Source organism: Streptomyces sp. NPDC007875 (assembly GCF_042868035.1).
Lineage (GTDB): Bacteria > Actinomycetota > Actinomycetes > Streptomycetales > Streptomycetaceae > Streptomyces > Streptomyces antimycoticus.
Genome location: NZ_JBIADZ010000050.1, coordinates 1 through 25,948, shown reverse-complemented (window position 1 = coordinate 25,948; position 25,948 = coordinate 1). Strand labels below are relative to the sequence as shown.

Genomic DNA, 25,948 nt, shown 5'->3' with positions numbered 1-25,948 from the left:
CCCCCGCCGTCGGCCGACGCCGAGGTCCCACGGTCGTGAACCCTAGAACAGGCGGCCACTGGGCAGAATTGACAGGGCTTGGACAACACATGACGCGGGCGTGGAGTGCGTCCGGCAAGGGCGTTGGCGCTCCTTGAACATGGCTCTGTCCGCGGTTCCGGGAATCCCCGGGGCGTAGCACGGGCATGATGGCCCAGTGCGGGAAGAACTGATATTGCGGTTACGCGGGACGTGGCAGCAGACCGAACCACCCGACGACGAGCTGGTCGGTACCGCTCTCGCGCCGTTCGGCGCGGACCTCGTCGAGGTGATGCCGGTTGGGCCGGGCGACCTTCGCATGCTGATCGTGGTGCCGGAGACGGCGGACCTGATCGCCGTCGGCTCGGCCGTGGCGGGCGTGCTGGCACTGCCGTCGCCCCGGATCACCTTCGAGCGCGCGGTCTCCGAGGTCCGGGGCATCGCCGGGCGCGGCTACTCCTGCTCCTGCGGCGGGGTCGACGGCGATCACACCGCGGAGTGCCCGAGAGCGGCCGGCACATGAGCTGGCGGCCACCCGTCCCGATGGGCTACCTGGACAGCATCCAGGCGGTCGGCGGGTTCGCCGCCCCGCTGCTCGCCGGAGGAAGCTTCACGCTCGCGGTGGTGGCGCTGCAGTCGGCCCCGGGCCCCGTAGCCGTCAGCCGGTGGCCGGACGCCTCTCTGGCGCTGTTCGTCCTGTCCGGTCTGCTGCAGATCGCGACCATTCAGGCGACGGCATGGTCACGACGTTATATGTGCACTCCGGGCGACCTTCTGGAGTGGTTTCCCGACGAGGTGACCGACGGGGCTCCGAGCCGGTTCCTGACCGGTATGCAGGAGAGCCATCTGCGGCAGGCACAGCGCTGGGCGAACACGGCACGCGGCTTCTACCATGCGGGGATCATCGCGCTGCTCGCCGGGCTGCTCGTCATCTGCGTGCCACGAGGACAGCCGACCGGCGGCCGCTGGACGGTCCTCGCCGTCTGTGCGGCCGGCATTGTGGGGGAACTCGCCTGGCTGGTCAGGGCCGCCTTTCTCGATCGCGCGATCCGCCGCGATGCCTGGCTCGGCATGGCCGTCCTGCTCGCCATCCTGGTATCGGTGTCCGCGCCCGGCATCTGGCAAGGCTGGCCGGTACGTATCGGGGGCGCAGCCTGCCTCCTGCTGTGCCTTCCGCCGCTCATTCTGCGCCGATCGGTCACCTCGGCCTCGATCACCTCGGCGCTGAGCCTGAGTCTCGGTGTGATCGCCCTGTTCTTCCGTACACCTCAGCCGCTCGTCGTGATAGCGCTGGTGCCGGCGTTCTTTCTCGGAGCCCACACGTTCGTGGACCTCACCCGCCGTCAGCGCGCTGTGAGCGGGTGACCAGACGCCACCGGAGACGAACTGATGGACACTCACGCATTACAGGAACTCATCGCCTGCATCAATCGGGTGCACGAGACCGACGACGTCGGGCTCACCTTCGCGGACGAGATGACCAGGCCCCTCTCGGAGGCCTGGCAGAGCTGGGACGACGCGGACACCGAGGCGTCCCAGGTGCTGGGTGTCTTCCTCTTCTACCGCTATCTTGCGGCGCACGACCGAACCGACCTGCTCATGGCCATCCGGACGCTCACCCCCTGCCTCCTGTACGCGGACATCGCCCTGCCGCCCGACATGCTCCCCTTCCTCGCCGACTACGGCGTCTGCGAGGCGGAACGGCTGCGCGAGGACGCCCGCAGCTCACCCGATCCCGCACTTGCCGAGCGTGCGGCGTTCGCCTGGCAACGCATCGTCATGGCGACCGAGGACGGCCATCCGCAGCGCGAGGAGCGCGAGCGGACCCTGCGGCGGGCGCTGCGACTGCTGGCCGCCCGGCGCGGCGACACCGCCAACCTCGACCAGGCCGTCGCCGCGGCACGCGCGGGTCTTGTCCCGCAGGGCCGCCGGGACCGCCTCGCCACCTGTCATGAGCTTCTCCTGGCGCTGGAAGAACGCTACGAGGCGACCGGGAACGCGGAGGATCACGAGGCCGCGCTGCGGTGCGCGGAGGAGCTGGCCGTATACGCACATACCTCAGCGCGCGATGCCATCGGATGTTCCCTCCTCTTCTCCCTCGGCGAGAAGCTCTATCAGCGGTTCCTGCGCGACCCCAACACCACGGATCTGCGCCGCGCCATTGGCTTCCTGCGGGACTCGGTCGATTTTCCCGGCCCGCACCTGCCGACCCGGCTGCTGGTCCTGTCACGCGCCCTCAGCATCTGGTCCGCTGCCGCCCGGGACCCCGGCATCGTGACCGAGGCGATCGCCCGGGCCGAGCAGGCCGAGGAGCTGGTCCTGCGGAACCACCAGGACTACCCGCTCATCAAGTGGCAGATCGCCTCGCTGTACTTCGTGCGCTACCGCACGACACGCTCCGGCGACGACCTCGACCGGGCCGCGGCAGCGATCCTCGAGGCCACCCTGTGCCTGACCCGTGAGCTGCAGATCACCGCTCTCCAGTCCGACATCGCATTCGCCCAGTACGAGCGCACGGAGGACAGCGAGCACCTCTTCACAGTCCTCGCCCTGAGGAAACGCGTACTGCGCAAACTCCCCGACGATGACGACCTCTCCCGGGCGGACGCCCTGTACTCGCTCAGCCAGGCCCAGATGCACTGGTACCGGCGGATGGGCTCGCCCGGGGACCTGGACAACGCGGTCGACAACGGCCGCGCCGCCCTTGACCTCGTGGCCGCGACCGACTCGCGTCGTCGCCCGGATTTCCTGTGCGGGCTCGGCAAAGTCCACATGACGCGCTTCGCCCTGCGCGGTGAGCGAGATGCCCTGCCCGAGGCGATCGACCGGTTTCGGGAAGCCGTCGCTGACGCACCCGACCGCTACCTGCCGCTTGCGCTGCTCGCCGCCGCCCTCGGGTACCGGTACGACCTGACACGGGACATCACCGACCTCGACGAGTCCATCGCCGCGGGCGAACGCGCCTTGGAGCTCGCCCCCGCCCAACAGCGGGCGGGCATCCTGCTCGATCTCAGCGGCGCCCGCCGGCTGCGCTTCGGCGGCACCGGCGACGCCACCGATCTCGACCACGCCAGGGCGGCGATCGCCGAGGCGCTCGCCCTCCCCGCTCTCTCGGCCAGATACCGGATGCGGATCAGTCTGGAGCAGACTGAGCTGGCGTCGCTTTCCACGGTGAATACCGCGGAGCGGCTGTCGGCCTTCGAGGCAGCCGTCGAGTTGCTGTCCGAGGTCGGCCTGAGCAGCCCCTACCACGAGGACCGCGAGTTCATGTTGTCGGTCCACGCCGGTCTGGGTGCGAAGGCAGCCGACGCCGCGGTCGTGGCCAACCGCCCTGATCGGGCCCTGGAACTCCTGGAAAAAGCGCGCGGCATCCTCGCCGACACCGCGCCGACGCCGGGATGGCGCACCACTCCGGACGTCACCGCCCGCGGTCTATGCCGTAACGCCACCCGTGGTCCGATCGTCACCGTCAGCGCGATCGAGACCGGCGGTCTGGCGTTGCTCGTCACTCCGTCGGGTGTCCACCCCGTCGCCCTGCCCGGCCTCAGGCTCCACAAGGCCAGGGCCCGGCACAAGGCCCTCAAGGACGCCCTCGCCTCCGGCGCCTGTGAGGACGTCATCGACGTCCTCACCTGGCTCTGGCACACGGCCGCCCGCCCCGTGCTGGAGGCGCTGAAGGCCACGGGGTGGCAGGGGTCCCGCCTCTGGTGGTGCCCGGTGGGCGTGATGTCCCTCTTCCCCCTGCACGCCGCAGGCGACGGTCACGACGGCGTCATGGACCGAGCGGTGTCCTCGTATCTGCCCACCGTCCGGGCCCTGCCCGCCGAGCGTCGGCGCCCCGCTTCCCCGGGCAGAGCTCTTGTGGTGGCAATGAGCAGAACTTCCGGCCAGGCGTCGCTGCCGGGTGCCGCATCCGAGGCGAACAGCCTCTCCCGCCTGCTCTCGGCCACGATCCTGCACAACGAGCAAGCCACCCGCGACGCCGTCCTGACGGCCCTGCCCAGCACCCAAATCGTCCATTTCGCCTGCCATGCGCAAGCCGACACCCGCGAACCCACCCGCAGCCGCCTGTTCCTGCACGACCAGCCACTCACCCCGAGAGATCTGCCGTTCGGCCTGGACGCCGACCTCGCCTACCTGTCAGCCTGCGCCACCAGCGATGTCATGTTCCTGGGCGCCGACGAAGCCATGCACATCACCGGCGCCTTCCACCTGGCGGGCTTCCGTCATGTCATCGGCACCCACTGGCGCATCGACGACCTGGCGGCGGCCGACATCGCCGACCACTTCTACACCGTCATCGCGGCTCATGGCCCCGACCATGCCGCCCAAGCCCTGCACACAGCCACCGCGGAACTCCGTCGTGCCCACCCCGACAGGCCCGACCTCTGGGCCTCCCACCTCCATGTGGGTCCCTGACACCGGACCGGGTCCGACACTGGGCGAGCGCGGCACCGCGCGGGGCGGGCAGCGCGCCGTCACGACCCCGCGAGAGGGTTATACATCGGTTGGCTGATGTCCTCCATCGCCTCGCAGCCGCTGCGCGGTCCAACTAACCTGCGGATATGGGTTCTTCGGGATCCTGATACGTCGGAGGTCTTCCCTTGAAGCTCATGCGGCCTGCACCATGCCGGTAGTTCACAACCGTCCATGGGAGGCACATACGTGACCGCGCCAACAGGGAACGGGATCTCTCGAAGAGGTGTGATCGGCTCGGCGGCCGTAGCCGGCTCGGCGGTGGCGCTCGGGGCCGGGGGGCGGCTGGGCGGATCCGGGACCGCCTGGGCCGCGCCCCGGCGGGCCGGCGAGGCGGGAAGCCTGTCCGAACGGCTGGCCAGGGCAGCGGCCCTGCGGTGGCGGCGGATGCCCGGTGACTGGAAGGACGGTCCCTTCCTGGCCAACGGCCTGCTCGGGGTTAACGTCTACCGGGGCGCCACGGCCAACTCCGTGAAAGTGATGGTCAGTCACTATCACGTACAGGACCAGCGACCCCAGTGGGCCGCCACGTACGGCTATTCACGGCTGCCCATAGGACATTTCGACCTCACGCTGGCAGGGGAGGTGACCGGTGTCGACTGGACCCTGGACATCTGGGACGCCGAGCTGACCGGCACCGTCACCACCACCCGGGGCAGCGTCCGCTTCTCGATGCTGGTGCACAACGCCCGTACGGCACTCCTGATCTCCACCCGGCCGAGCGCGGGCGAGGAGAGCGCGGCCTGGTCGTTCACCTGGATGCCCGCCGCTTCGCCCCGGACGAAGGGCAAGCCCGCCGACTACACCGGCAACCCCGACCCCCGCACCGGCTCCACGGGCGACACCCACTACGTCGAACAGCCGCTGATCGCCGGCGGCGGGTGGGCCACCGCCTGGCGTGAACGCCGGGTCGGCACCGGCAGGCTGCTCGCCGCGCACATCGTCTACCGCTACCCCGACGACCTGTCGAAAACCACCGAACTCGCCGTGGCCGAGGTGGCGCGCACCCTGGCCGAGGACCCGGACGAACTGGTGGGCGCGCACCGCGGCTGGTGGAACCGCTTCTACCAGCGCAGCCTGCTCTCCGTGCCCGACAAGCGGATTCAGGACTTCTACTGGATCCAGCTCTACAAGGCCGCCTGCGCCACCCGCGCCGGAGGACCCTCGATGTCCGAATGGGGGCCCTGGTACCCGGAGACCGGGGGGAGTTGGACCGCGGTCTGGTGGAACCTCAACGTCCAGATCGCCACCTGGCTGATCCACGGCTCCAACCACCTCGAACTCGACTCCGTCACCTCCACCTTCAAGGACTTCGAGAAGAATCTGCCGCTGTCCCTCCCGCCCGAGATCCCGAACGAGCAGATCTACGCCCTGTCCCACCCCTCCGACTGGACGCTGCGCCCCGGCGCCCACACCGTCGGCGTCCCGGGCACCGCCACCAAGACCGACAACAACGGCAACCTCTCCTGGGCCATGCACAACGTCTGGCTCAGTTACCGCCACACCATGGACATCCGCATCGTGCGCGACGTCCTCTACCCGATCCTCGTCAAAGCGGTGAACTACTACGACCACTTCCTCTGCGAGGGCGGTGACGGCAAGCTGCATCTGCCGCTCACCCGGTCCCCGGAGTACGCGGACGCGGTGGACTGCACCTACGACCTCTCCCTGCTCCGCTGGGGCTGCGCCACGCTCCTGGACTGTCTGCGCATCCTCCGCACCGACAACCCGCGCGCCGGGCGCTGGCGGGAGATCCTGCGGCGTCTGGTCGACTACCCGCGCGATGCGACCGGCGTCACGATCGGTGCCGGCACACCACTGGCCGACTCCCACCGCCACTTCTCCCACATGCTGTGGCTGTACCCGCTGCACGAGCTCACCTGGGACCGGTCGGCCGACCGGGACATCATGCGCACCACCTTCGACCACTGGACCGAGGACCGCAGCCTCTGGGCGGGGTACAGCTACGCGGCGGCCTCCTCGATGGCATCGCGGATGGGGCGGCCCGAGGACGCCCTCGACTTCCTCACCACCTTCACCGGGAACCTCTTCGACGAGTCCTACATGGACTGCTACATGACCGCGAACACCATGTACGCGGAGGACACCAACCTGGGCATCGAGAGCCCTCTGAGCACGGCCCAGTCGATCCTCGACATGGGTATACAGAGCCATGGAGGCGTCGTCCGGGTCTTCCCGTCCGTGTCACGGCGCTGGCCGGACGTCTCGTTCCAGGCCCTGCGCGCCCAGGGCGCGTTCCTCGTCGACGCGGACCGCTCCGGCGGCCGGACCCGGTGGGTGCGGGTCCACAGCGAGGCGGGTGCGCCGCTGGTGCTGCAACACGGCATCGCCGGCGCCATCGACGTACGGGACGAGCACGGCCGCCGACTGCGGTACCGGGAGACCGGACCCGGCCGTATCGAGATCCCGCTCGGCCGGGACGAGACGGCCGTCGTCGCCCCGCGCGGCGCCCACCCGGATCTGCGACCGCGCGACGTACCGGCCGTCGGCGACGCGAAGCCGTGGGGCCTGCCGGACTGAACCGGGTTCCCCTCTCAGCGGCCCGGCGCGACGCCGCATGCCCCGGGCCCGCTGACCATCGTGCCCGGCCCGGAGACGGCGGTCGTGACCCGGCGCGCGCTTGTGGTCGGTGCGGTACAGCCTGAGCAGGGGCGTGTCAGGTGAGAAGCCACATGTAGGACGAGGTGAGGCCGGAGGCCAGCCAGAACGATCCGGAAGCGATCCCGATGATGATCAGTACCGCCAGCGCGCTGTCTATCTTTTCCACCCGCGGGGACGGACGCCGGGGCTCCAGGTCATGTGAACTCACCCGTCCACCATATATGGCAGGAAGTGGGTGTGTGTGGCGGCTTTTTGAGGACTCCGACGAGGCGAAGTGATCGGAGCCCGAATCGACCGGCGGCGTCCGGGCATCCGTCCGCGCTCTTCGTCGCATCGGTCGGAGTCCTTCGTCCTTCTTCCGTGGCGGGGCGGCTGTCAGACGCGGGCGGTGCCGTCCGTCCGGGGTGCCGGGGCCGCGAGGGCGACCGGGGCGTCCGTGGCGGGCTTGCCCGCCGGGCGGCTGGTGGCCAGGAGGAGCACGGCGACGATCGCCTGGATCCCGATGATCATGGACTGGGTCACGGGGGTCCTGACGTCCAGCAGGACCATCGTCGTGTTGACGGCGAAGTGCACCGCTATCGACGCGACGACACCGGCGCGTTCGTAGGCGTAGGCGGTCAGCATGGCCATCGGGATGACGCTGACGGCGAAGAGCACGCCGCTGGGGGTCGCCAGGCCCAGATCGTTCTGGACGGTCCCGTCGATGAAGAACAGCGGCAGGTGCCACACGGCCCAGATGACACCCAGCACCAGGCCGACCTGGAAGCGGCCCATCGACGCGCGCATCCTCGGGTAGGCGGTGCCGCGCCAGCCTGGCTCCTCGGAGAGTGGACCGGAGATCACCATGCTGACCAGGAACGCCGCGGGCCCACCGGCGTCCTTCAAGACATCCTTCGCGTCCTGCAGGCTCAGCGCGGGGTCACCCGCCGCGTGCGCAAGCAGCGCGGCCGACGGTACGGTCGCCGAGGCCAGTACCAGCAGCAGTGGCGCCCACAGCAGGGTCTTCCGCCGGAACCGGACGGCGTGTTCGGGGGCGGGCTCACCGCGTCGGCCGCGGCGGACCCGGATCACCAGGGCGCCGATCAACGGGCCGAAGGCGCCGAACGGATACGGCAGGGCGGTGGGTGGGCTCGTCGCCGATCCGCCGAGCCCGATCGCCGTGAACCAAGCCGCCCAGCTCAGGGCGAAGGCGATGGCCATGAACAGGATCAGGTCGCCTCGGCGGCTGTCGGGAGCGGCCGGAGACACGGGGGATGGGAGAGATGAGGTGCTCATGCCAATATCCTTCGCCGGGTGTCCGTTGGGTTGCCGTGCGTGTGCGGGGGCGGGCGTGCGGGCGCCCGGGGGTCAGGGGGCGGTCGTCCGGCCCTCGCGGGTCATCTCCCCAGACGTGGCGTCCAGTTCGCGGGTGAGCCACGTGGCGATGAGGGTGAGGAGACCGGGGTCGACCGGGCCGCGCAGGAGACGGCGGTAGGAGCGGAGGGTGTGGTGCGCGGGGTCGCGGCGCAGGATGTGGGTGAGGTCCGGGACGCGGTGGATCTCGGTCCTGCCCGGCACCAGCCGGCGGATCTCCTCCAGGTCCGCGGGGTCGACCTGGATGTCCTTGGCGCCGGTGACGGCCAGGGCGGGGGAGTGGACGGCGATGAGGTCGTCACGGGTGTCGTGAACGAGGTTCTCGCGCATCCAGCGGGCATTGACCGGGAATCCCGCGATGCGCGCCACGTCCGTGTGGGTCTTCTTGACCTGGGTGAGGGCCCGGTTGCCCAAGGCCCCCAGGGGGCGCCGCAGGAGGCGGACGGGGGGCGGGCCTGCCCTGGAGGATGGAGCGGGCCTGCCGGCGCAGGGCGTCCTCGCCCCGGCAGGCGTAGCCGGGCAGACGCGCCCGGCACCGTGACCCACCGTCGGGGCAGGCGAGCCCAGGCGCTCCCAGCGGCGCGGGGATGTCACGGCCGGGTACGGGATCCCCGCGCCGGGGCGAGGGCTCCCCCCGGCGAGTCCCGATCCCCGTCCAGTCCCGATGTGAGGGTGTTGTGGCGCGCGCTGGTATGCGGCAGGCACGAGAGGCCGCCATAGCCTCGTGAGGCCAACGGGTCGACGGACTTGGCCGCGACCCGGATCTGTCGGGCTCGGGCCACCCGGCCGGCCGGTTCACGACGGTGATCCCCAAGACGAGAAAAGAGGCGTTCCACGCCGTGACACCCCACCCCAGCAGTGCCCGAGCCGTCCCGACCGAGCGCGAGGTGGACCCGGGGCTCCCCGCCCTCGGAACCCCCGTGCCCACGGCGAACGCAACGGGCCGTCGGCCGCTCGGCCCCAGTTGGTTCGCGGCCGTCATGGGCACCGGCATCGTCGCCAACGCGGTGGTCACCCTGCCCCGAAGCTTCCCCGGACTGCGGGCCGCCGCCACGGTGGTCTGGTCGGGGGCCGGTCTGCTGCTCGTCGTCCTGACGGCCGGCTACGTCCGGCAGCGGGCGCTGCGGTTGCACGCCGCCGATCCGATGCACATGCAATTCTTCGGCGCGCCGGCCGTCGCGCTGCTCACGGTGGGCGCCGGTGCGCTGCAACTGGGCCCGCCGGTGATCGGGACGCGGGCCGCACTGGACGTGGACTGCGTGCTGTGGGTGCTCGGTACCGCACTCGGTCTCGCCACGGCCTGTGCGGTGCCGTACCTGATGGTCACCCGGCATCGCTTCGCACCGGACGCGGCGTTCGGCGGCTGGCTGATGCCGGTGGTGCCGCCGTTGGTCTCCGCCACGACGGGTGCGCTGCTGGTCCCGCACACGCCTGCCGGGCAGCCGCGACTGGCCCTGCTGCTGGGCTGCTACGCGATGTTCGGGCTCGGCCTGGTGGCGGCGCTACTGGTGTTGGCCATGGTCTACAGCCGCCTGGTGCACCATGACGCGCCCACGGGTGCGATGGTGCCCACGGTGTGGATCGGCCTGGGGGCGCTGGGCCAGGTCGTGACCGGGCTGGGCGCGCTGGCCGCGGCGGCGCCGAGCGCGCTGCCCGCGCCGTACGTGCGGGGCGCGGCGGCCCTCGCGCTGCTGGGCGGAGTCGGGGTCTGGGGCTTCGCCATGCTGTGGCTGGTACTCGCCGCGGCGCTGACCCTACGGGAGCTCCGCGCGGGGCTGCCCTTCGCGCCCACCTGGTGGTCTTTCATCTTCCCGCTCGGCGCCTGCGTCACCGGCACCGGCGCCCTCGCCGCCCGTACCGGCTCGCCGCTGTTCACCTGGCCCGCCGTCGTCCTCTACGCGCTGCTCGTCGCCGCCTGGGCCGTGGTCGCCTGCCGCTCACTGGGCCACGCCGCCGCGCACGCGGGCAGGCCGAAGAGCCGGGCGTAATCCGGTGCCGATCGCGGTGCCGTTCAACGGAAAGCCGCCGCACAGGTCTTGACCTACTCCACACGCCACCCGCAGAGTGCTCGGTAATGCGCATAGGTAATGCGCATTACCTATCGGCGGGGAGAAGGAATCACGCGTGGAGCAGTCGAGGAAGCGGGCGAAGCCGGGGCGGAATCCGGGCTCGGTCGGCCGTACGTCACGCCCGCGGCAGGCGGAGGTGGCCCAGCTCGCCGGAGTCTCGCAGGCCACGGTCTCGCTGGTGCTGTCGGCCCGCACGGACGGCAAGGCGGCGACGATCTCCGAGGAGACCCGGCAGCGCGTCCTCGGCGCCGCCCGCAGCCTCGGGTACGTGCCCGACCCGGCCGCGCGGCGACTGGCCGCCGCGCGCAACAACCTCCTGGGCGTCTTCAGCTTCACCGCGACGTTCCCGACGGACGTGCAGCACTCGTACTACCCGTTCCTCGTCGGTGTGGAGCAGGAGGCGGCCGCCCGCGGCTACGACCTGGTGCTCTTCACCGGGTCGAGCGCGGGCGGGCCGGACGCGCTGAGCCGGGTGCGCCTGGCCGACGGCTGCCTCTTCCTCGGCCGTCATGCGCCGGGCGCCGAGCTCAAGCGGCTCGTGGCCGACGGGTTCCCGGTGGTCCACCTGGGCCGCCGCGAGGAACTGGAGGGGCTGGCCTGGGTCGGCGCCGACTACGTCAGCGCCAGCCGCGCCGTCGTGGAGCATCTGGCGGCGCTGGGTCACCGGCGCATCGTCCTGGTGCGCGAGGACGACGACGCCCCGGCGTCCACGGATCGTCAGCGCGGCTTTGTGGAGGGGCTGGCGGCCGTCGGCGGCGACGCGGGACCGGAGGCGGTGCTGCGCTGCGCCGACCCGGCGGGCGAGGTGACGGCGGAGCGGGTGCGCGCGCTGGTCGAGGACGGGGTGACGGCGTTCGTCGCGGAGGAGACGGACACCGGTGCGGCCTGGCGCGCGCTGGACGCCGCCGTCCGGGAGGCGGGTCTCGGCTGCCCCGGGGACGTCTCGCTCGGGCTGCTCGGTGGCCCGCCGCCGGACTTGGCCGCGGCGCCTGTGCCCATGGGATTCGACGTGCCCCGGCACCAGCTCGGCGCGGCCGCCGTCCGGCTCTTCGCCGCCATGGTGGCCGGCGAGGAGACCCACGAACCACTGGTGGCCTGCGCGTTCCGTACCGGCGAGACGGCGGGTCCGCCCGGCCGGCGGCCATGACGCCCCCTGACGCACACCGCGGTTCGCACACCGCGGTTCGGATACGACCCCAAGGAGCAGCGTGATAGCGGAACCGGACATCCTGATCGTCGGTGGCGGCCTCGGCGGGGTCGCCGCCGCGCTCGGCGCCTGCCGGGCGGGCCGGCGTGTGGTGATGACCGAGGAGACGGACTGGATCGGCGGTCAGCTCACCGCGCAGGCGGTGCCGCCGGACGAGCACCCCTGGGTGGAGCGGTTCGGTACGACGGCGACCTACCGGGCGCTGCGCGAGGGAATCCGCGCCTACTACCGGCAGTGGTACCCGCTGCGCGCCGAGGCGCTGGGGCTCGCGGAGCTGAACCCGGGAGCCGGCCGGGTCAGCAAGCTGTGCCATGAGCCGCGGGTGGCACTCGCCGTCCTCGAGGGCATGCTCGCCCCGTACCGGGCCGCGGGCCTGCTGACCGTCCTGACCGAGCACCGCGCCGTCTCCGCAGAGACGGACGGCGACATGATCCGCGCGGTGACCGTGCGCGACCTGCGCTCCGGTGGGCGGACCACGTTCACCGCCCGGTACGTCGTCGACGCCACGGAGACCGGTGAGCTGCTCGCCCTCGCCGGTGTGGAGCACGCCAACGGCGCCGAGGCGCAGGACGAGTTCGGCGAGCCGCACGCCCCCGCCGTGGCGCGGCCCGAGAACCAGCAGGGCATCACCGTGTGCTTCGCGCTCTCGCACCACGAGGGCGAGGAGCACACCGTGGAGCGGCCCGAGGACTACGACTTCTGGCGTGCCTACCGGCCCGACTTCTGGCCGGGTCCGCTGCTCGGCTTCGAGGCGCCCGACCCGCGCACCCTGGAGTCCGTGCCCCGCACCTTCGTGCCCAACCCGGACCTCGACCCACTGGCGGTCAGCGCCGACCAGAGCGCCGACGCCGGGGACAAGGAGCTGTGGGGATTCCGCCGGATCCTCGCCCGCGGACTGCACCGGCCGGGCGCCTTCGGCTCGGACATCACCCTCGTCAACTGGCCGCTGAACGACTACTGGCTCAAGCCGTACATCGGCCAGGAGGCCGAAGCCCTGCACGAGGCCCGCCAGTTGTCGCTGTCGGTGCTGTACTGGCTGCAGACGGAGGCACCAAGGGCGGACGGCGGCACCGGCTTCCCGGGGCTGCGCATCCGCCCGGACGTCACCGGCACCGCGGACGGTCTGGCCAAGGCGGCCTATGTGCGCGAGTCGCGGCGCATCAAGGCGGTGACCACCGTCGTCGAGCAGGACGTCGCGATCGACGTGGTCGGCCCCTACGGCAGGACCCGCTACCGCGACTCGGTCGGCGTGGGCGGTTACCGCATCGACCTGCACCCCTCCACGGGCGGCGATTCGTACATCGATGTCGGCTCCGTGCCGTTCGAGATCCCGCTCGGCGCGCTGGTGCCGCGCCGGGTGCGGAACCTGCTGCCCGCCGGCAAGAACATCGGCACCACCCACATCACCAACGGCTGCTACCGGCTCCACCCGGTCGAGTGGAACGTCGGCGAGGTCGCGGGCGCGCTCGCCGCGCACTGCCTGGACGAGGGCGTGGAGCCCCACCAGGTGCAGGCCGAGGACAAGCGGTTCGAGGAGTTCGGCCGCCTCCTGGACCGGGCGGGTGTGCAGCGCCGCTGGCCCGACATCCGCGGCTACTGATCCCGTCCGACAGCACTTCCGGCCCCCGTCCTGGACTACCTGAAGCACGTCAACACACAAGGAGGTGCCCGCCATGACTCCAGACCGCCGCATCCGCGTCGGCATCGACGTGGGTGGCACGTTCACCGATGCCGTGGCGGTCGACGCCGTCACGCTCACACTGGTGGGCCAGGTGAAGGTGCCCACCAGCCACCACCACGAGGACGGTGTCGCCCACGGCATCGTCCAGGCGCTCGAACAGCTCCTGGCGAAGGTCGACCGGACGGCCGGCGACGTCGTGTTCCTCGCGCACGGCACGACCCAGGCCACCAACGCCCTGCTGGAGGGCGATGTGGCCACGGTCGGGCTGATCGGGATCGGCGGCGGGCCCGGCGCGGTGATCACGCGGCGGCTCGCCGCCTTCGGCAAGCTCGAGCTCACCCCCGGCAAGCGGCTTCCGCTGGTGTACGCGCACGTGGCCGACCCGTCCGCGCAGGCCGAGGTGCGGGCGGCCGTGGAGCGGGTGCGCGCCGAGGGGGCCGAGGTCCTCGTCGCCACGGAGCCGTTCGGGGTGGACCGGCCCGAGGGCGAACAGGCCGTGCTCGACGTGGCGCGGCCCACGGGGCTGCCGCTGGCCGCGGCCCACGAGATCACCTCGATGTACGGGCTGCACAAGCGGACCCGGACGGCGGTGGTCAACGCCGCGATCCTGCCGCGGATGCTGACCACGGCCGATCTGGTGGACGCGTCCATCACCAAGGCCGGGGTGACCGCGCCGCTGATGGTGATGCGCTGCGACGGCGGTGTGATGTCGCTGGACGAGATGCGCCGGCGTCCGCTGCTGACGATCCTGTCGGGCCCGGCGGCAGGCGTCGCCGGGGCGCTGATGCAAGAGCGGGTCAGTGAGGGCGTGTTCCTGGAGACGGGCGGCACCTCGACCGACATCAGCGTGGTGCGGCGGGGAAAGGTGGCGGTGCGCCACGCGACGATCCTCGGCAAGACCTCCTATCTGAGTGCCCTCGACGTCCGCACGGTCGGGGTCGGCGGCGGTTCCATGGTGCGGGTCTCCCGCGGGCAGGTGGCCGGCGTGGGCCCGCGCAGCGCGCACATCGCGGGCCTGCCATACGCCTGCTTCGCCTCGCTCGAGGAACTGCGGGACGCCCGGGTGGCGATGGTGCGGCCGATGGCCGGTGACCCGGACGACTACGTGGTCCTCGACGCGGCGGGCGGCCGGTTCGCGGTGACGATGACGTGCGCGGCGAACGCGCTCGGACGGGTCGGGGAGGAGGACTTCGCACGCAGCGACCAGGAGGTCGCGCGGGCCGCCCTCGCCCCGCTGGCCGCCACGCTCGGCACGGACGTGGCCGGTGCGGCGCGGTCGGTGCTCGACGCGGGGACGGATGAGGTCAGGTCGGTGGTGGACGCCATGATCCGCGACTACCGCCTGGACCGCGACACCGCACTCCTCGTGGGCGGCGGCGGGGGAGCGGCGGCGGTGACCCCGCACCTGGCCGCCTCCGCCGGGCTCGAAGGACGCATCGCCCGCCACAGCGAGGTCATCAGCCCCATCGGGGTGGCGCTGGCGCTGGTGCGCGAGCAGGTCGAGCGCATCGTGCCCGGCGCCACCCAGGAACAGATCCTCGCCGTACGCGCCGAGGCCGAGCGGGCCGTCGTCGCCCAGGGCGCCGCCGCCGACGGCGTCGAGGTGGAGGTGACGGTCGACCCGCAGACCAACACCGTCCGGGCGGTCGCGACGGGCGCCACCGAGCTGCGCACCCAGGACCGGGCGCACCGCGCCGATGCCGACGAGCGGCTGCGCGCCGCCGCCACCAGCCTCAAGACACCCGAGACCCGTGTGCGGACGCTGGCCGGCACGGACGCGTACACGGTCTACGGCACCGAGGTGCGGCGCCGGTTGCGGGCGGACCGCCATCCGGTGCGGGTGGTGGACGCGGACGGTGTGGTGCGGCTCGGCGCGGCGGACGCGCGGGTGGAGACGATGACGGTGGAGGGCTCCGGCGAGGCGCTCGCCGCGCTGGTCCGCGACGCGACCTCCTACGGTGACGGAGGCGTACGGGCCCCGGCCGTGCGGCTCCTGGTGGGGGGCCGGATCGCGGACCTCTCCGGTGTCCTGGAGCCCGAGGCGCTGCTCGCCCTGGCCCGCGCCGAGCTGCGTCCGCGCGGCGCCGGGGAGCCGGTCGTCGCCGTCGTGGAGTCGCGGACATGAGCGGTGACCTTGACGTGGACCTCGCGGTACGGCTGCTCGGAGGGACACCCACGCACGAGGGCCGCGACCCCGTGCTGCTGCGCCACTGGGCGGTGGCGGCGACGGAGTTCGGCCACCGGATGACCCCGCGGGCCGCGACCGTGCGGGTCGTGGAGCGGGACGGCGGGCTGGACGCCGGGCTGCTGGCCCGCTACCGCTCCCGGCCGCCGGTGGTCGAGGTGTACACCGACACCGTCGAGCGGGCCGAGCGGCTGGTCGCCGAGCGCGGCTGGCGGCACTGGTTCCCGGAAGGGTCGGTGCGCGCCGCCGCCCTCGCCCACGAGCAGGCGCACGCCTGGCTCCACCACGCCGCGGTCCGCGCCGAGTTCAAGCGGGCGCTGGGCCACACGGCACTGCGGTTCGGGCGGCGCCGCCTGTACGCGTACGTCGCGGGCGCGGACGAGGTCGCCGCGCACGCCTACGCCCACGCCGTCTGCGGCCTGGGCCGCAGCCCTCTGCTGCTCACGGAGGCGCTGGCCGCCGCCGTGTCCTGTGAAAGCGAGAACTGAACGATGGGTGTCGTCATTCTGCTCGTCATGGCGGCGGGAGTAGCCGCCATGCTCACCCGCAAGCTGCCCACGGCGTTCGCCCTGGTGCTGCTCGCCGTGGTGATCGCGTTCCTGGCGGACGCGCCGCTCACCGGCAAGGGCAGCGTGCTCGACACGGTGCTCCAGGAGGGGGCGCCCGCGCTCGCCGCCACGATGATCGCGATCCTGCTCGGCTCATGGCTCGGCAAGCTCCTGGAGGAGACCGGTATCGCGGGCACCCTGGTCCGTAAAATCGTCGAATTCGGCGGCGATCGGCCGGTGTTCGTGGCCCTCGGCGTGCTCGCCGTGTCCGCGGTGGTCGGCACCGTGACCGGATCGGCGCCCGCGGCGATGCTCGCCGGTCTGATCGGCATCCCCGCGATGATCGCGGTCGGCATCCCCAAGGTGACCGCGGCGGGCACGGTCCTCATGGGGATCGCCGTCGGTGTGCCCTTCGAGCTGCCGGTGTGGCAGTTCTTCTCCACCGCCCTGGACCTGCCCGTCGACACGGTGCGCGGCTTCATGGTGAAGCTGTTCCCGTTCGCGCTGGTGGCCGCCGTCGCCTATGTCCTCGTGGAGTCCCGGCGCCGCGGCGTCGAGCACACCTGGTCCCTGAAGTCGGTGCAGGCCCGGCCCTCGCGCGGCGACCGCCGCCGGCGGCTCGGCGACGCCCCCTGGTACGCCCTGCTCACCCCGGCGGTCCCGCTCACCCTCGCCCTCGGCCTGGACGTGGCCATCATCCCCTCGCTCCTCGGCGGCGTGCTGTACGCGCTGGTGACGACGACGCGGCCACGGGAGATGAACCGCCGCCTGCTGCGCACCCTCTACGGCGGATTCGAGGTGGCCGCCCCGCCCATCACCCTCTTCGTGGCGATCGGCATCCTGCTCGCCGCGGTCAAGCTGCCCGGCGCCGTCGACGCCCTGCAGCCCCTCGTCAAGGCCGTCAGCCCGCAGAACACCGTCCTGTTCATCCTTGTCTTCACCCTGCTGGTGCCGCTGTGCCTGTTCCGCGGCCCCCTGAACGTCTTCGGCCTCGGCGCCGGCATCGCGGGCGTCCTCGTCGCCACCGGCATCTACCCGGCCGTCGCCGTCCTCGGCATGACCGCCTCGTACAACCAGGTCTTCGGCGTGTCCGACCCGACCAGCACCCAGACCGTGTGGAGCGCCCAGTACGCGGGCGTCTCCCCGCACCAGGTGATGCTGCGCACCCTGCCGTACGTGTGGGCCGTGGCCTTCGGCGGTCTGTGCGTCACCGCCTTCACCGAGCTGTGACGGAGCCGGCCCGCCCCACGCCTCGACCGGCCCGCGCAGCCACCCAACCCCGTAGCCACCCAACCCCGTAGCCACCCAACCCCGTAGCCACCCAACCCCGTAGCCACCCAACCCCGTAGCCACCCAACCCCGTAACCACCCCAACCCCGTAGCCACCCAACCCCCGGCCACCGAACCCGCAGTATCCGACCCAAGGAGCCGATCATGCCCGAGCCGCAGTCCGGCCTCGACCGCCGTATGTTCCTGCGCGCCACCGCCGTGTCCGGCGCGGCGCTCACCGTCGGCGGGCTGGCCACGCCGTCCGCCTCGGCCGCGCCCGGCGGATTCCCGGACTACACCTACGTCCGCACGCTGCTCACCCCGTCGAAGCTGAAGTACAACCCGACGGGCGAGATCATCTTCCCCACGATCCGCGGGGTCTACGACAAGCTGGCCAACCCCCTGGGCCGGTACTACCTCTACTACGCGCCGCACGACGCGCCGGGCGGCATCTGCCTGGCCTACGGGAACTCCCTGGAAGGCCCGTTCACCGAGTACCCGTCGAACCCGATCGTGTCCAACAGATGGGACCCGCACTACTCGGTCAGCCACGTCTCCTCGCCGCATGTGCTGTGGAAGGAGGACGTCAAGGAGTTCTGGCTGTACTTCCACGGCGAGAACACCACCACCCGCCTCGCCCGCTCGAAGGACGGGATCCACTTCACCTACGACAAGGTGGTCCTGAACACGTCCATGATGCCCGCCGGCACCACCGAGACGTCCTACGCCCGGGTGTTCCGGCACGAACTGCCTTCCCGTGGCGCCCGCTACGTCATGCTGTTCATGACCAACAACACCACCGACCACCGGGACATCGGCTGGGGCTGGTCCGCGGACGGCCGCAACTGGACCTTCGCCCAGACACCGCTGGTGCGCCACTCGGACGTCGGCGCGATCAACGTCGGTGGCCCGCACCTGCTGACCCGCGGCGGCTCCGCGTTCGTCGTCTACAACAAGGACAAGGCGAGCGGCGGCGACCTCATGATCACCGAAGTGGGGGCGGACTTCTCGCTCCGCAAGCACCTCGGTGTCTTCTACGACTCCCATTCATCGGCACCCGAGAACGGCCGGGCCGCTGCCCCCTCCTTCGGCACCGACGGCGGCGTCCCGTACATGATCTACGAAGCGGGCGAACGCCTCGCCGGATCCATCGCGATGGCCCGCGGATAGACCCGGCCCCCGCCGGAACCGGGTACGCACCGCCTGATCATCCGCCCTCCTGAGGAAGACAGTCCCGCATGGCGCTCTTCGACCTTCCGCGCGAACAGCTGCACCGCTACCGCAGCGCCTCCGCCGAACCGGACGACTTCGACGCGTTCTGGTCCGCCACACTGACGGAGGCGCGGCAGCACGACCTCGACGCCCGCTTCGAGCCCGTCGACACGGGCCTTGTCACGGTGCGGGTGTACGACGCCACGTTCGCCGGCTTCGGCGGTCACCCGGTGAAGGGCTGGCTGACGCTGCCCGCGGAGGCCGCCGAACCGGTGCCCCTCGTCGTGGAGTTCGTGGGGTACGGAGGCGGGCGGGGACTGCCCCACGAGCACCTGCTCTGGGCGTCCACCGGCCGGGCGCACTTCGTGATGGACACCCGCGGGCAGGGCAGCGGCTGGGGCGGGGGCGGAGGCACTCCGGACCCGGTGGGCGCCGCCCCCGCCTACCCGGGATTCATGACCCGCGGGATCGACGCGCCCGAGAACTACTACTACCGGCGGGTGTTCACGGATGCCGTGCGGGCGGTGGAGGCCGCCCGCGCGCACCCGCTCACCGACGCCTCCCGTACGGCGGTCATCGGGGAGAGCCAGGGCGGAGGGATCTCCCTCGCGGTGGGAGGGCTGGTCCCCGACCTGCTGGCGGTCGCCCCGGACGTGCCGTTCCTGTGCGACTTCCCGCGCGCCGTCACCCTGACGGACTCGGCCCCGTACCGGGAGATCGGCCTGTTCCTTCGCACGCATCGCGGTCGCACCGAGGACGCGCTGCGCACGCTCTCCTACTTCGACGGCGTCCACTTCGCCGCTCGCGGCCGGGCACCCGCGCTCTTCTCCACCGCCCTCGAGGACCAGACGTGCCCGCCCTCCACCGTGTTCGCGGCCTTCAACGCCTGGGCCCACCAGGAGAAGTCCATCGAGGTGTACGACTTCAACGGGCACGAGGGCGGCGGGCCGTACCAGTCGGCGGCGAAGCTGAGGTGGCTCAGGCCCCGGATGTGACACGGGCAGCGGCCCGGACTGCCGCACGACCCCCCGGCCGGTGGGCGGCCCTGCCCCCACCGGTCGACGAGACCTGCCCGGAACACCCCGGCCGCACGGACGGCCCCCGCGAAAACCGGTGAACGGCCGACGTCACACCCGTTGACGCGCGGACCGGGACCGCCGAAGAATGTGCGGCGCCCCTCTTCTGACAACGTTGTCCAGACTCCGAGGTATCGCCCCGTGTCGCATCAATCCCTGCCCCTCGACCGCCGCCGCTTCCTGCACCTCGCCGGTCTCACGGGCGCGCTGGCCGCCCTGCCCCCGCTCACCGCAGCCGCGAGCGCTCAGGCGGCGCACGGCCGCACGGACACGCCGCCCGACGCCGTCGCGGCCACCTACCTGCGGGTGCTCCTGGACCACACCCGGTGGTCCGAGACGCAGTGGGACCAGGCCCAGGGCCACTACCGGGCCAAGGACTTCGGGTTCGCCGTGGTCCTCGGCAACGCGGTCCTGCTCACCCACGGCACTTACGACGCGGCGCGCGCGGGCACCGACCGTGAGACCCTCGAGCGGCGCACGCTCGCCACGATCCGTCACTTCGCCGCGTCGAACCGGCTCACCGGCGGCGACGAGTGGGGCCGCACGCTCTTCTTCGACACCACCTTCCAGTCGTACTTCGTCCTTGCCGCCCGGCTGCTGTGGAAGGACCTCGACACCGCGACCCGGCAGAACGTCGAGACCATCGTCCGCGAACAGGCCGCCTACACCGTGTCGTTGGGCAGCGGCGACGACCCCGCCTCGGGCGACTGGACGCCGAACGGCCTGAGCGGCGGACATATCGGCGACACCAAGCTGGAAGAGATGGGCCTGTACGCGCAGACCCTCGCACCGGCGCTCGCGTGGGCCCACGACGACCGCCGCGCGGCCGACTGGGCCACGTGGTACGGCATCTGGTCGCGCAACGAGGCGGGGCTGCCGCCCGCCGACCTCGCCAACCCCGCTCGCGTGGACGGCGTCGCCGTCTCCGAGAACACCGCCCGCAACCTGTACGACACCTTCATCGTCGAGAACCACGGCTCCTTCGGCCCGCACTACCAAGAGGAGCTGTGGCGCACCTCCGGCCGCAACGCCGCGCACTTCCTGGCCGCCGGACGCCCCCTCCCGCAGGTTCTCGCACGGCAGCCGAATGCCCAGCCGCTGTGGCGCACGCTGCTGGGCGTCATGAGCGACGCGGGCGAACCGCTGATGCCGATGGTCGACGACCGCGAACACCTCTACGGCAGGGACGTCATCCCGCTCGCCTTCCTCTCCCAGGTGATGCGCGACCGGGCCGCGGCGCGCGCGGAGCGGGAACTGGCGTCGCGGCTGGAGGCGTACCAGCAGTATCCGCCCGAGTACCGGTTGGCGAAGTTCTCGGGGGAGCCGAAGTACGAGCCGGAGGCACGCGCCGAGATCGCGATCAGCTACCTGCTGCATGTGTGGGCGGCGGCGTCCGGACGGCCCGTCGAGGCGCTCTCGCGCGAGGAACTGTTCGCGCGGGCCTCCGGCGTCACGGACTTCGGGACCGGCCCCGGACTGGTGTCGCACCAGTCGCGCACCGCGTGGGCCGGTGCCGTGACGAAGCCCGGGTTCGTGAAGTTCGCCTGGCAGCCGGGGCATGACGACTGGCTGTTCCGGCTCAGCGGCGCGACCCCGATGTTCCTGCCCGCCACCGACGCGCGGGTTCAGGGCCGTACCGTGCGCGTATACGAGTCCCTGCGCGACGGCTTCGACGGCAGCGCGACGCTGCTGCGCCTCGACGGCGGCTGGGCCGGGTTCGCGACGCTCCCGACGGGCGCCGTCGTCTACGCGAGCAGCGGCACCGCCGACGCGGAGGGCCACCTCGAGGTGCACAACCTGACCATGCCCGGCATGCCGGGGCTCGACGGCGCGCGCACCTACCGCTTCGAGGAGGGCGAGGCGGCCGTCCGCGCCCGCGACACCTCCCGCGACACACCTGCCGGACGGGTCGACGACCTCGGCTTCACCCCCACGACGGTGCGCCACGTCCGCATGCTCGGCGTGCGGCCCGACCCGGCCTACGGGTACTCCCTGTACGCCTTCGAGGTGCGCGACGGGGCCCAGGGCGCGGACCTCGCGCGCGGCGGGTCGGCCACCGCCTCGTCGGCCGACGCCGGGAAGGGCGCGCCGCTCGCGGTCGACGGCGACGCGGCCACCCGCTGGGCGGTGTCGAAGGCCGACCGCCCGCGCGCCGACAGCTGGCTGGCCGTCGACCTCGGCGCCGAGCGCCGGGTCGACCGGGTCACCCTGCGCTGGGAATCGGCGGCCGGCCGCGCCTACCGCATCCAGGGTTCCACGGACGGCCGGGACTGGAGGGACCTGACGACCGGGCCGAGGCCGGCGGTGAGCAGCCGCGGCGGCTGGCTCGACGTCGAGGGACGCGCCGGGCTCGTGGTGCGTGACGGCCGGAACCCGATCGGCGTCTACGACGACAAGATCGTCCTTGGCGACGGTCCGGCGGCACCCCTCCTCGTCGAGGGCTTCCCCGGCACGTCGGCCGGGAAGCTGCGCGCGATCGCCCGGGGGGCCGCACCCACGGCGGACAACGCCGAGGTGCGCACGACGCTGACGGACGGACACCTGACCCTGTTCAACCTCTCCGACGCGTCCGTCAGGACGCGGATCACGATCCCGCGCACCGGCACGGACGTGGTGGTCTTCGAGGGCACGCAGCGGCTGACCGCCGACGGCACCTCCTTGGACGCCGCACTGCCCGCAGCCACGGCGGTCGTGCTCGCCCCGCGCTTCACGCTCACCCCTCTCACGAGCCGACGCCTGCCGTCGGGCCTGCGGGTCCAGGTCGTCGACGGCGCGACCGTGCGCCTGTCCGGGGCCTCCTGCACCCTGCGCGTCCGGGCTCAGGGGCGCAGCGCGGTCGCCGTCGTCAGAGCGGGCCGGACGATCACCGTCGTCCTGGACGGCGCGGCCGCCCACCCGCACGACGACCTGGCCCTCGGCAGGACCGTCTTCCCCACGAGCCCGCTGCCGGAGGGCATGTCCGACCCCGCGGCGGCGGTGGACGGCGACGCCCACACGGCGTGGACACCGGGCGCGCGCGGCCGCATGGTCGTGGACCTCGGCGCGGCCCGCCCGCTCCGCCTGGTGGAGACCGAGTGGACGGCGGGATCGGCGCCGGGCGCGAAGGTCGGTTTCAGCACCGACGGCATCACCTACCGGGACACCGGGCCCCTCACCGGCCGGGGCCGCGTGCGCCGGCTGACCACCTCCGAGACGGCCCGCTACGTCAGCCTCGAGGTCGACGGGTCCGCGCATACGGCGGTGTCACGCCTGCGGCGCCTGACGGTGCGTTGACCGCACCGTGCCCGCCGGGCTGTGCGGCCTTCGGCCGCGCCGACGCGGAGTGACGTGCGGCGGTCCAGTGCAGCCGCGCCGTCGCTCGCCCGGCGGGCACTCGAAGCGTGCATGCCAGATGAGTCAGGGGTCAGTGGCGATGCGTTGCAGCACTTTGGTGAGCTGATGCAGGTCTTCGCCCTGGACGTGGTCGAGGACGTGTCGGCGCACGCTGGCGAGGTGGATCGGCCAGGACTCCGTCAACGCGGCGAGACCGGCGTCGGTGAGGACGGCGTTCCAGCCGCGGCCGTCCTCGTCACACCTCATGCGTTTGACAAGACCTCGCCGCTCCAGGCGGTCGACGATGCGTGTCATGCCGCTGAGGGAGAGGTTGGACGCGGAGGCGAGTTCGCTCATCCGCATCGTCCGGCCCTCGGCTTCGGAGAGATGCATGAGTGCCGTGTACTCGCTGAGTGGTAGCAGCCCTCCGCGTGCCATGTCGTGCTCAACGGCGCGCGGCATCGCCAGCAGCACCCGGCTCAAGGCGCGGATGAAGGCGTCCTCGGCCGCACTCATCGGCTCGGCCGGCTTCTTGCTGCTGCTCATGGGCGAATCGTAGCGCTTGACTCTGCAAGCAGAAAATTGATTGGCGCAGCAAGTGGGTCGGCGCGGGGGCCGTGAGTGTGGGGCCCGTCACCGAGTGCTTCTGCTTGACATGTCAAATATATAGGTTAATGCTTGACTCGTCAATCAAATGACCCGGACGGTCTGCTGCCTGCGGGACCGCATGAGGAGGAGACCATGACGGCCTCTACATTCGAATTCGGGCTCGACTCGTTCGGCGAGGTCGCAACGGACAATGGTCGCGCGCTCGACGACGCCGAGACGGTCCGGCTGCTCGTCGAGGAGGCGGAGCTCGCCGAAGCCTCAGGGGTGGACGTCTTCAGTGTCGGCGAGCACTACCGATCGGGACACGTCGACAGCGCCACCCCCGTACTGCTCTCCGCTGTCGCCGCCGTCACGGAACGCATCCGCCTCGGCACCTCGGTGACCGTACTGAGCACCAATGATCCTGTTCGGATTTACCACGATTTCTCCACTTTGGACGCCGTGTCCGGCGGCCGGGCCCAGCTCGTGCTCGGGCGTGCGTCGGCCACGGAGTCGTTTCCCTTGTTCGGCTACGACATCGCCGACTACGAATCGCTCTTCGACGAGAAGCTCGAACTCTTCATGCGTCTGCAGCGGGAGGAAGCGGTGACGTGGTCCGGGGCGTTTCGGGCACCGCTCGTCGAGCAGCGGCTGCGTCCCCGGATGCGACCCGGCGGGATCCCCACCTGGATCGGCGTGGGCGGCAGCCCGCACTCCGTGGTCCGTGCCGCCCGCTACGGATTGCCCCTGATGCTGGCCATCATCGGCGGACGCCCACAGCGGTTCACCGGCCACGTCGATCTCTTCCAGCGGGCGCTCCAGCAGTCCGGACACGACCCGCAACCGATCGGCCAGCACTCGCTGGGACTCATCGCCGACACCGACGAGGAGGCGACCGAGACCTGGTGGCAGTACTGGGAGCCGGTCGTCACCCAACTGGCCGAGGAACGAGGCTTCTACAAGCCGACCCGCGAACGCTACCTGGCGGAGCTCGACAACGGAGCGCTCTTCGTCGGGTCCCCGGAAACCGTCGCCCGCAAGATCGCCCAAGTGGCCCGCGCTCTGCGTCTGAGCCGCTTCGACCTCAAGTACGACATCATGCACCTGCCTCGTCGAGCCCGGGCCCGCACGATCGAACTGCTGGGCAGTGAAGTCGCCCCGCGCGTACGAGAGCTGCTCAGTAAGGAGTCCACCCATGTCTGAACTCGTTTTCGGGCTGGACACGTTCGGTGACGTGCCCGAGGACGACTCCGGTGGTCTCGTCTCCCATGCGAGGTCGATTCGGCAGGTCGTCGAGGAAGCCGTCCTGGCGGACGACATCGGCGTCGACGTCCTCGCACTCGGCGAGCACCACCGGCCCGAATACTCGGTGTCGACCCCGGAAACGGTACTCGCCGGTATCGCCACACGCACCAGGCGTATCCGCCTCTCCTCCGGCGTCACCGTGCTGAGCTCCGACGATCCCGTCCGGGTGTTCCAGCGCTTCGCAACGGTCGATGCTCTTTCCGGCGGCCGGGCCGAGGTGATCCTGGGCCGCGGCTCCTTCACGGAGTCCTTCCCTCTGTTCGGGTACGACCTGAGCGACTACGACGCGCTGTTCGAGGAGAAGATCGAGCTCTTCGTGCGGCTGCTCCAGGAGAAGCCCGTCACGTGGAAGGGCACCATGCGGGCCCCTGTGGAGAACGCCGAGGTCTTCCCCACCACCGAGTCCGGGCACCTGACCACCTGGGTCGGTGTCGGCGGCTCACCCCAGTCGGTCGTCCGCACCGCCCGCTACGGGCTTCCCCTCATGCTCGCCATCATCGGTGGTTCCCCCGAGCGCTTCGCGCCCTACATCGACCTCTACCGGCGCGCGGCAGCGCAGTTCAACACCGTCGCGCATCCGGTGGGGATGCACTCGCCCGGTTTCGTCGCCGACACCGACGAAGAAGCCCGTGAGGTGTACTGGCCGAGCTACCGGATCATGCGCGACCGCATTGGCGCGCTGCGGGGCTGGCCGCCACTGCGCCGGGAGGAATACGACACCGAGATCGAGCACGGCTCCTTGTGCATCGGCTCGCCTGAGACGGTCGCACGCAAGATCGCTCGCGCCGTACGCGCACTCGGTGTCGGCAGATTCGACCTCATCTACACCGCGGGCTCACAACCGATCAGCGCCCGCCTTCGTGCGGTCGAGCTCTACGGCACGAAGGTGATCCCGAGGGTCCGCGACATCCTCGCCGATTGACCCCGCGAAAGGAGTTTCAATGACTGAGTCAAGCCGCCTGCGCGACTGGTGGGGCGGGGGTGAATACCCGGTTGTCGCGCAGGAGAGCCCACAGCACGCTGGCTC

General features: G+C 71.6%; 19 protein-coding genes. 15 read left to right on the top strand and 4 right to left on the bottom strand.

From position 1 onward, the window contains the following. Positions 1-196 precede the first annotated feature (196 nt). The 4 genes from ACFYOY_RS46640 to ACFYOY_RS46625 all read left to right on the top strand — a co-directional run bounded on the left by ACFYOY_RS46640 (position 197) and on the right by ACFYOY_RS46625 (position 7,035). On the top strand, positions 197-541 hold the full coding sequence (locus tag ACFYOY_RS46640; protein WP_351904462.1) for a hypothetical protein: 345 nt from the start codon (positions 197-199) through the stop codon (positions 539-541). Continuing rightward, a complete protein-coding gene (locus tag ACFYOY_RS46635; RefSeq protein WP_388594068.1) occupies positions 538-1,383 on the top strand; it encodes a hypothetical protein in 846 nt (281 codons plus the stop codon). Before ACFYOY_RS46640 ends, ACFYOY_RS46635 begins: the two co-directional genes overlap by 4 nt. A gap of 24 nt (positions 1,384-1,407) precedes the next feature. Then, positions 1,408-4,437: a CHAT domain-containing protein gene (locus tag ACFYOY_RS46630; RefSeq protein WP_388594066.1), complete on the top strand. Its 3,030-nt coding sequence runs from the start codon at positions 1,408-1,410 to the stop codon at positions 4,435-4,437. A gap of 246 nt (positions 4,438-4,683) precedes the next feature. After that, a complete protein-coding gene (locus ACFYOY_RS46625; RefSeq protein ID WP_388594063.1) occupies positions 4,684-7,035 on the top strand; it encodes a glycoside hydrolase family 95-like protein in 2,352 nt (783 codons plus the stop codon). A 136-nt stretch (positions 7,036-7,171) separates the two neighbouring features. Here ACFYOY_RS46625 and ACFYOY_RS46620 read toward each other — a convergent pair whose 3' ends face one another. From ACFYOY_RS46620 to ACFYOY_RS46610, 3 genes are all read right to left on the bottom strand, one after another. After that, on the bottom strand, positions 7,172-7,324 hold the full coding sequence (locus tag ACFYOY_RS46620) for a hypothetical protein (protein ID WP_162953227.1): 153 nt from the start codon (positions 7,322-7,324) through the stop codon (positions 7,172-7,174). Between the two features lie 167 nt (positions 7,325-7,491). Then, positions 7,492-8,391 (bottom strand): CPBP family intramembrane glutamic endopeptidase, encoded by a 900-nt coding sequence (locus ACFYOY_RS46615; RefSeq protein WP_388594060.1) that lies wholly within the window; start codon positions 8,389-8,391, stop codon positions 7,492-7,494. Between the two features lie 72 nt (positions 8,392-8,463). After that, entirely contained in the window at positions 8,464-8,883 is a 420-nt protein-coding gene (locus tag ACFYOY_RS46610; RefSeq protein ID WP_388594058.1) for a hypothetical protein, read from the bottom strand. Between the two features lie 425 nt (positions 8,884-9,308). Here ACFYOY_RS46610 and ACFYOY_RS46605 point away from each other — a divergent pair, with 425 nt between their 5' ends. From ACFYOY_RS46605 to ACFYOY_RS46565, 9 genes are all read left to right on the top strand, one after another. Further along, on the top strand, positions 9,309-10,457 hold the full coding sequence (locus tag ACFYOY_RS46605; RefSeq protein WP_388594055.1) for a TDT family transporter: 1,149 nt from the start codon (positions 9,309-9,311) through the stop codon (positions 10,455-10,457). A gap of 136 nt (positions 10,458-10,593) precedes the next feature. After that, positions 10,594-11,685, top strand: coding sequence for a LacI family DNA-binding transcriptional regulator (locus tag ACFYOY_RS46600; protein WP_351904444.1), 1,092 nt, complete (start codon positions 10,594-10,596; stop codon positions 11,683-11,685). A gap of 61 nt (positions 11,686-11,746) precedes the next feature. Beyond that, positions 11,747-13,345, top strand: coding sequence for an FAD-dependent oxidoreductase (locus tag ACFYOY_RS46595; protein ID WP_388594052.1), 1,599 nt, complete (start codon positions 11,747-11,749; stop codon positions 13,343-13,345). A gap of 73 nt (positions 13,346-13,418) precedes the next feature. Then, positions 13,419-15,551: a hydantoinase/oxoprolinase family protein gene (locus tag ACFYOY_RS46590; protein ID WP_388594050.1), complete on the top strand. Its 2,133-nt coding sequence runs from the start codon at positions 13,419-13,421 to the stop codon at positions 15,549-15,551. Next, positions 15,548-16,099 carry a hypothetical protein gene (locus ACFYOY_RS46585; RefSeq protein WP_351904435.1) on the top strand — a complete coding sequence of 184 codons (552 nt, stop codon included), beginning with the start codon at positions 15,548-15,550 and terminating at the stop codon, positions 16,097-16,099. The genes ACFYOY_RS46590 and ACFYOY_RS46585 overlap by 4 nt, the downstream gene beginning before the upstream one ends. A gap of 3 nt (positions 16,100-16,102) precedes the next feature. Next, the gene (locus ACFYOY_RS46580; RefSeq protein WP_093467874.1) at positions 16,103-17,389 is read left to right on the top strand and encodes a TRAP transporter large permease subunit; all 1,287 of its coding nucleotides are present in this window, start codon (positions 16,103-16,105) and stop codon (positions 17,387-17,389) included. 204 nt (positions 17,390-17,593) lie between these two features. Next, positions 17,594-18,598 (top strand): hypothetical protein, encoded by a 1,005-nt coding sequence (locus ACFYOY_RS46575; RefSeq protein WP_351904429.1) that lies wholly within the window; start codon positions 17,594-17,596, stop codon positions 18,596-18,598. 68 nt (positions 18,599-18,666) lie between these two features. Next, complete coding sequence (locus ACFYOY_RS46570) at positions 18,667-19,635, top strand: acetylxylan esterase (protein WP_351904426.1); 969 nt, start codon at positions 18,667-18,669, stop codon at positions 19,633-19,635. A gap of 222 nt (positions 19,636-19,857) precedes the next feature. Beyond that, positions 19,858-22,989 (top strand): discoidin domain-containing protein, encoded by a 3,132-nt coding sequence (locus tag ACFYOY_RS46565; protein WP_388594045.1) that lies wholly within the window; start codon positions 19,858-19,860, stop codon positions 22,987-22,989. A 123-nt stretch (positions 22,990-23,112) separates the two neighbouring features. On the opposite strand, the gene ACFYOY_RS46560 is transcribed toward ACFYOY_RS46565, so the two are convergent. Continuing rightward, the gene (locus tag ACFYOY_RS46560; protein ID WP_388594043.1) at positions 23,113-23,574 is read right to left on the bottom strand and encodes a MarR family winged helix-turn-helix transcriptional regulator; all 462 of its coding nucleotides are present in this window, start codon (positions 23,572-23,574) and stop codon (positions 23,113-23,115) included. Positions 23,575-23,769: 195 nt separating this feature from the next. Between ACFYOY_RS46560 and ACFYOY_RS46555 the strand changes: the two genes are divergently transcribed. Both ACFYOY_RS46555 and ACFYOY_RS46550 read left to right on the top strand, forming a co-directional pair. Beyond that, complete coding sequence (locus tag ACFYOY_RS46555; protein ID WP_351901704.1) at positions 23,770-24,819, top strand: LLM class flavin-dependent oxidoreductase; 1,050 nt, start codon at positions 23,770-23,772, stop codon at positions 24,817-24,819. After that, positions 24,812-25,843, top strand: a complete 1,032-nt coding sequence (locus tag ACFYOY_RS46550; protein WP_388594040.1) for an LLM class flavin-dependent oxidoreductase — start codon at positions 24,812-24,814, stop codon at positions 25,841-25,843. The genes ACFYOY_RS46555 and ACFYOY_RS46550 overlap by 8 nt, the downstream gene beginning before the upstream one ends. Positions 25,844-25,948 lie beyond the last annotated feature (105 nt).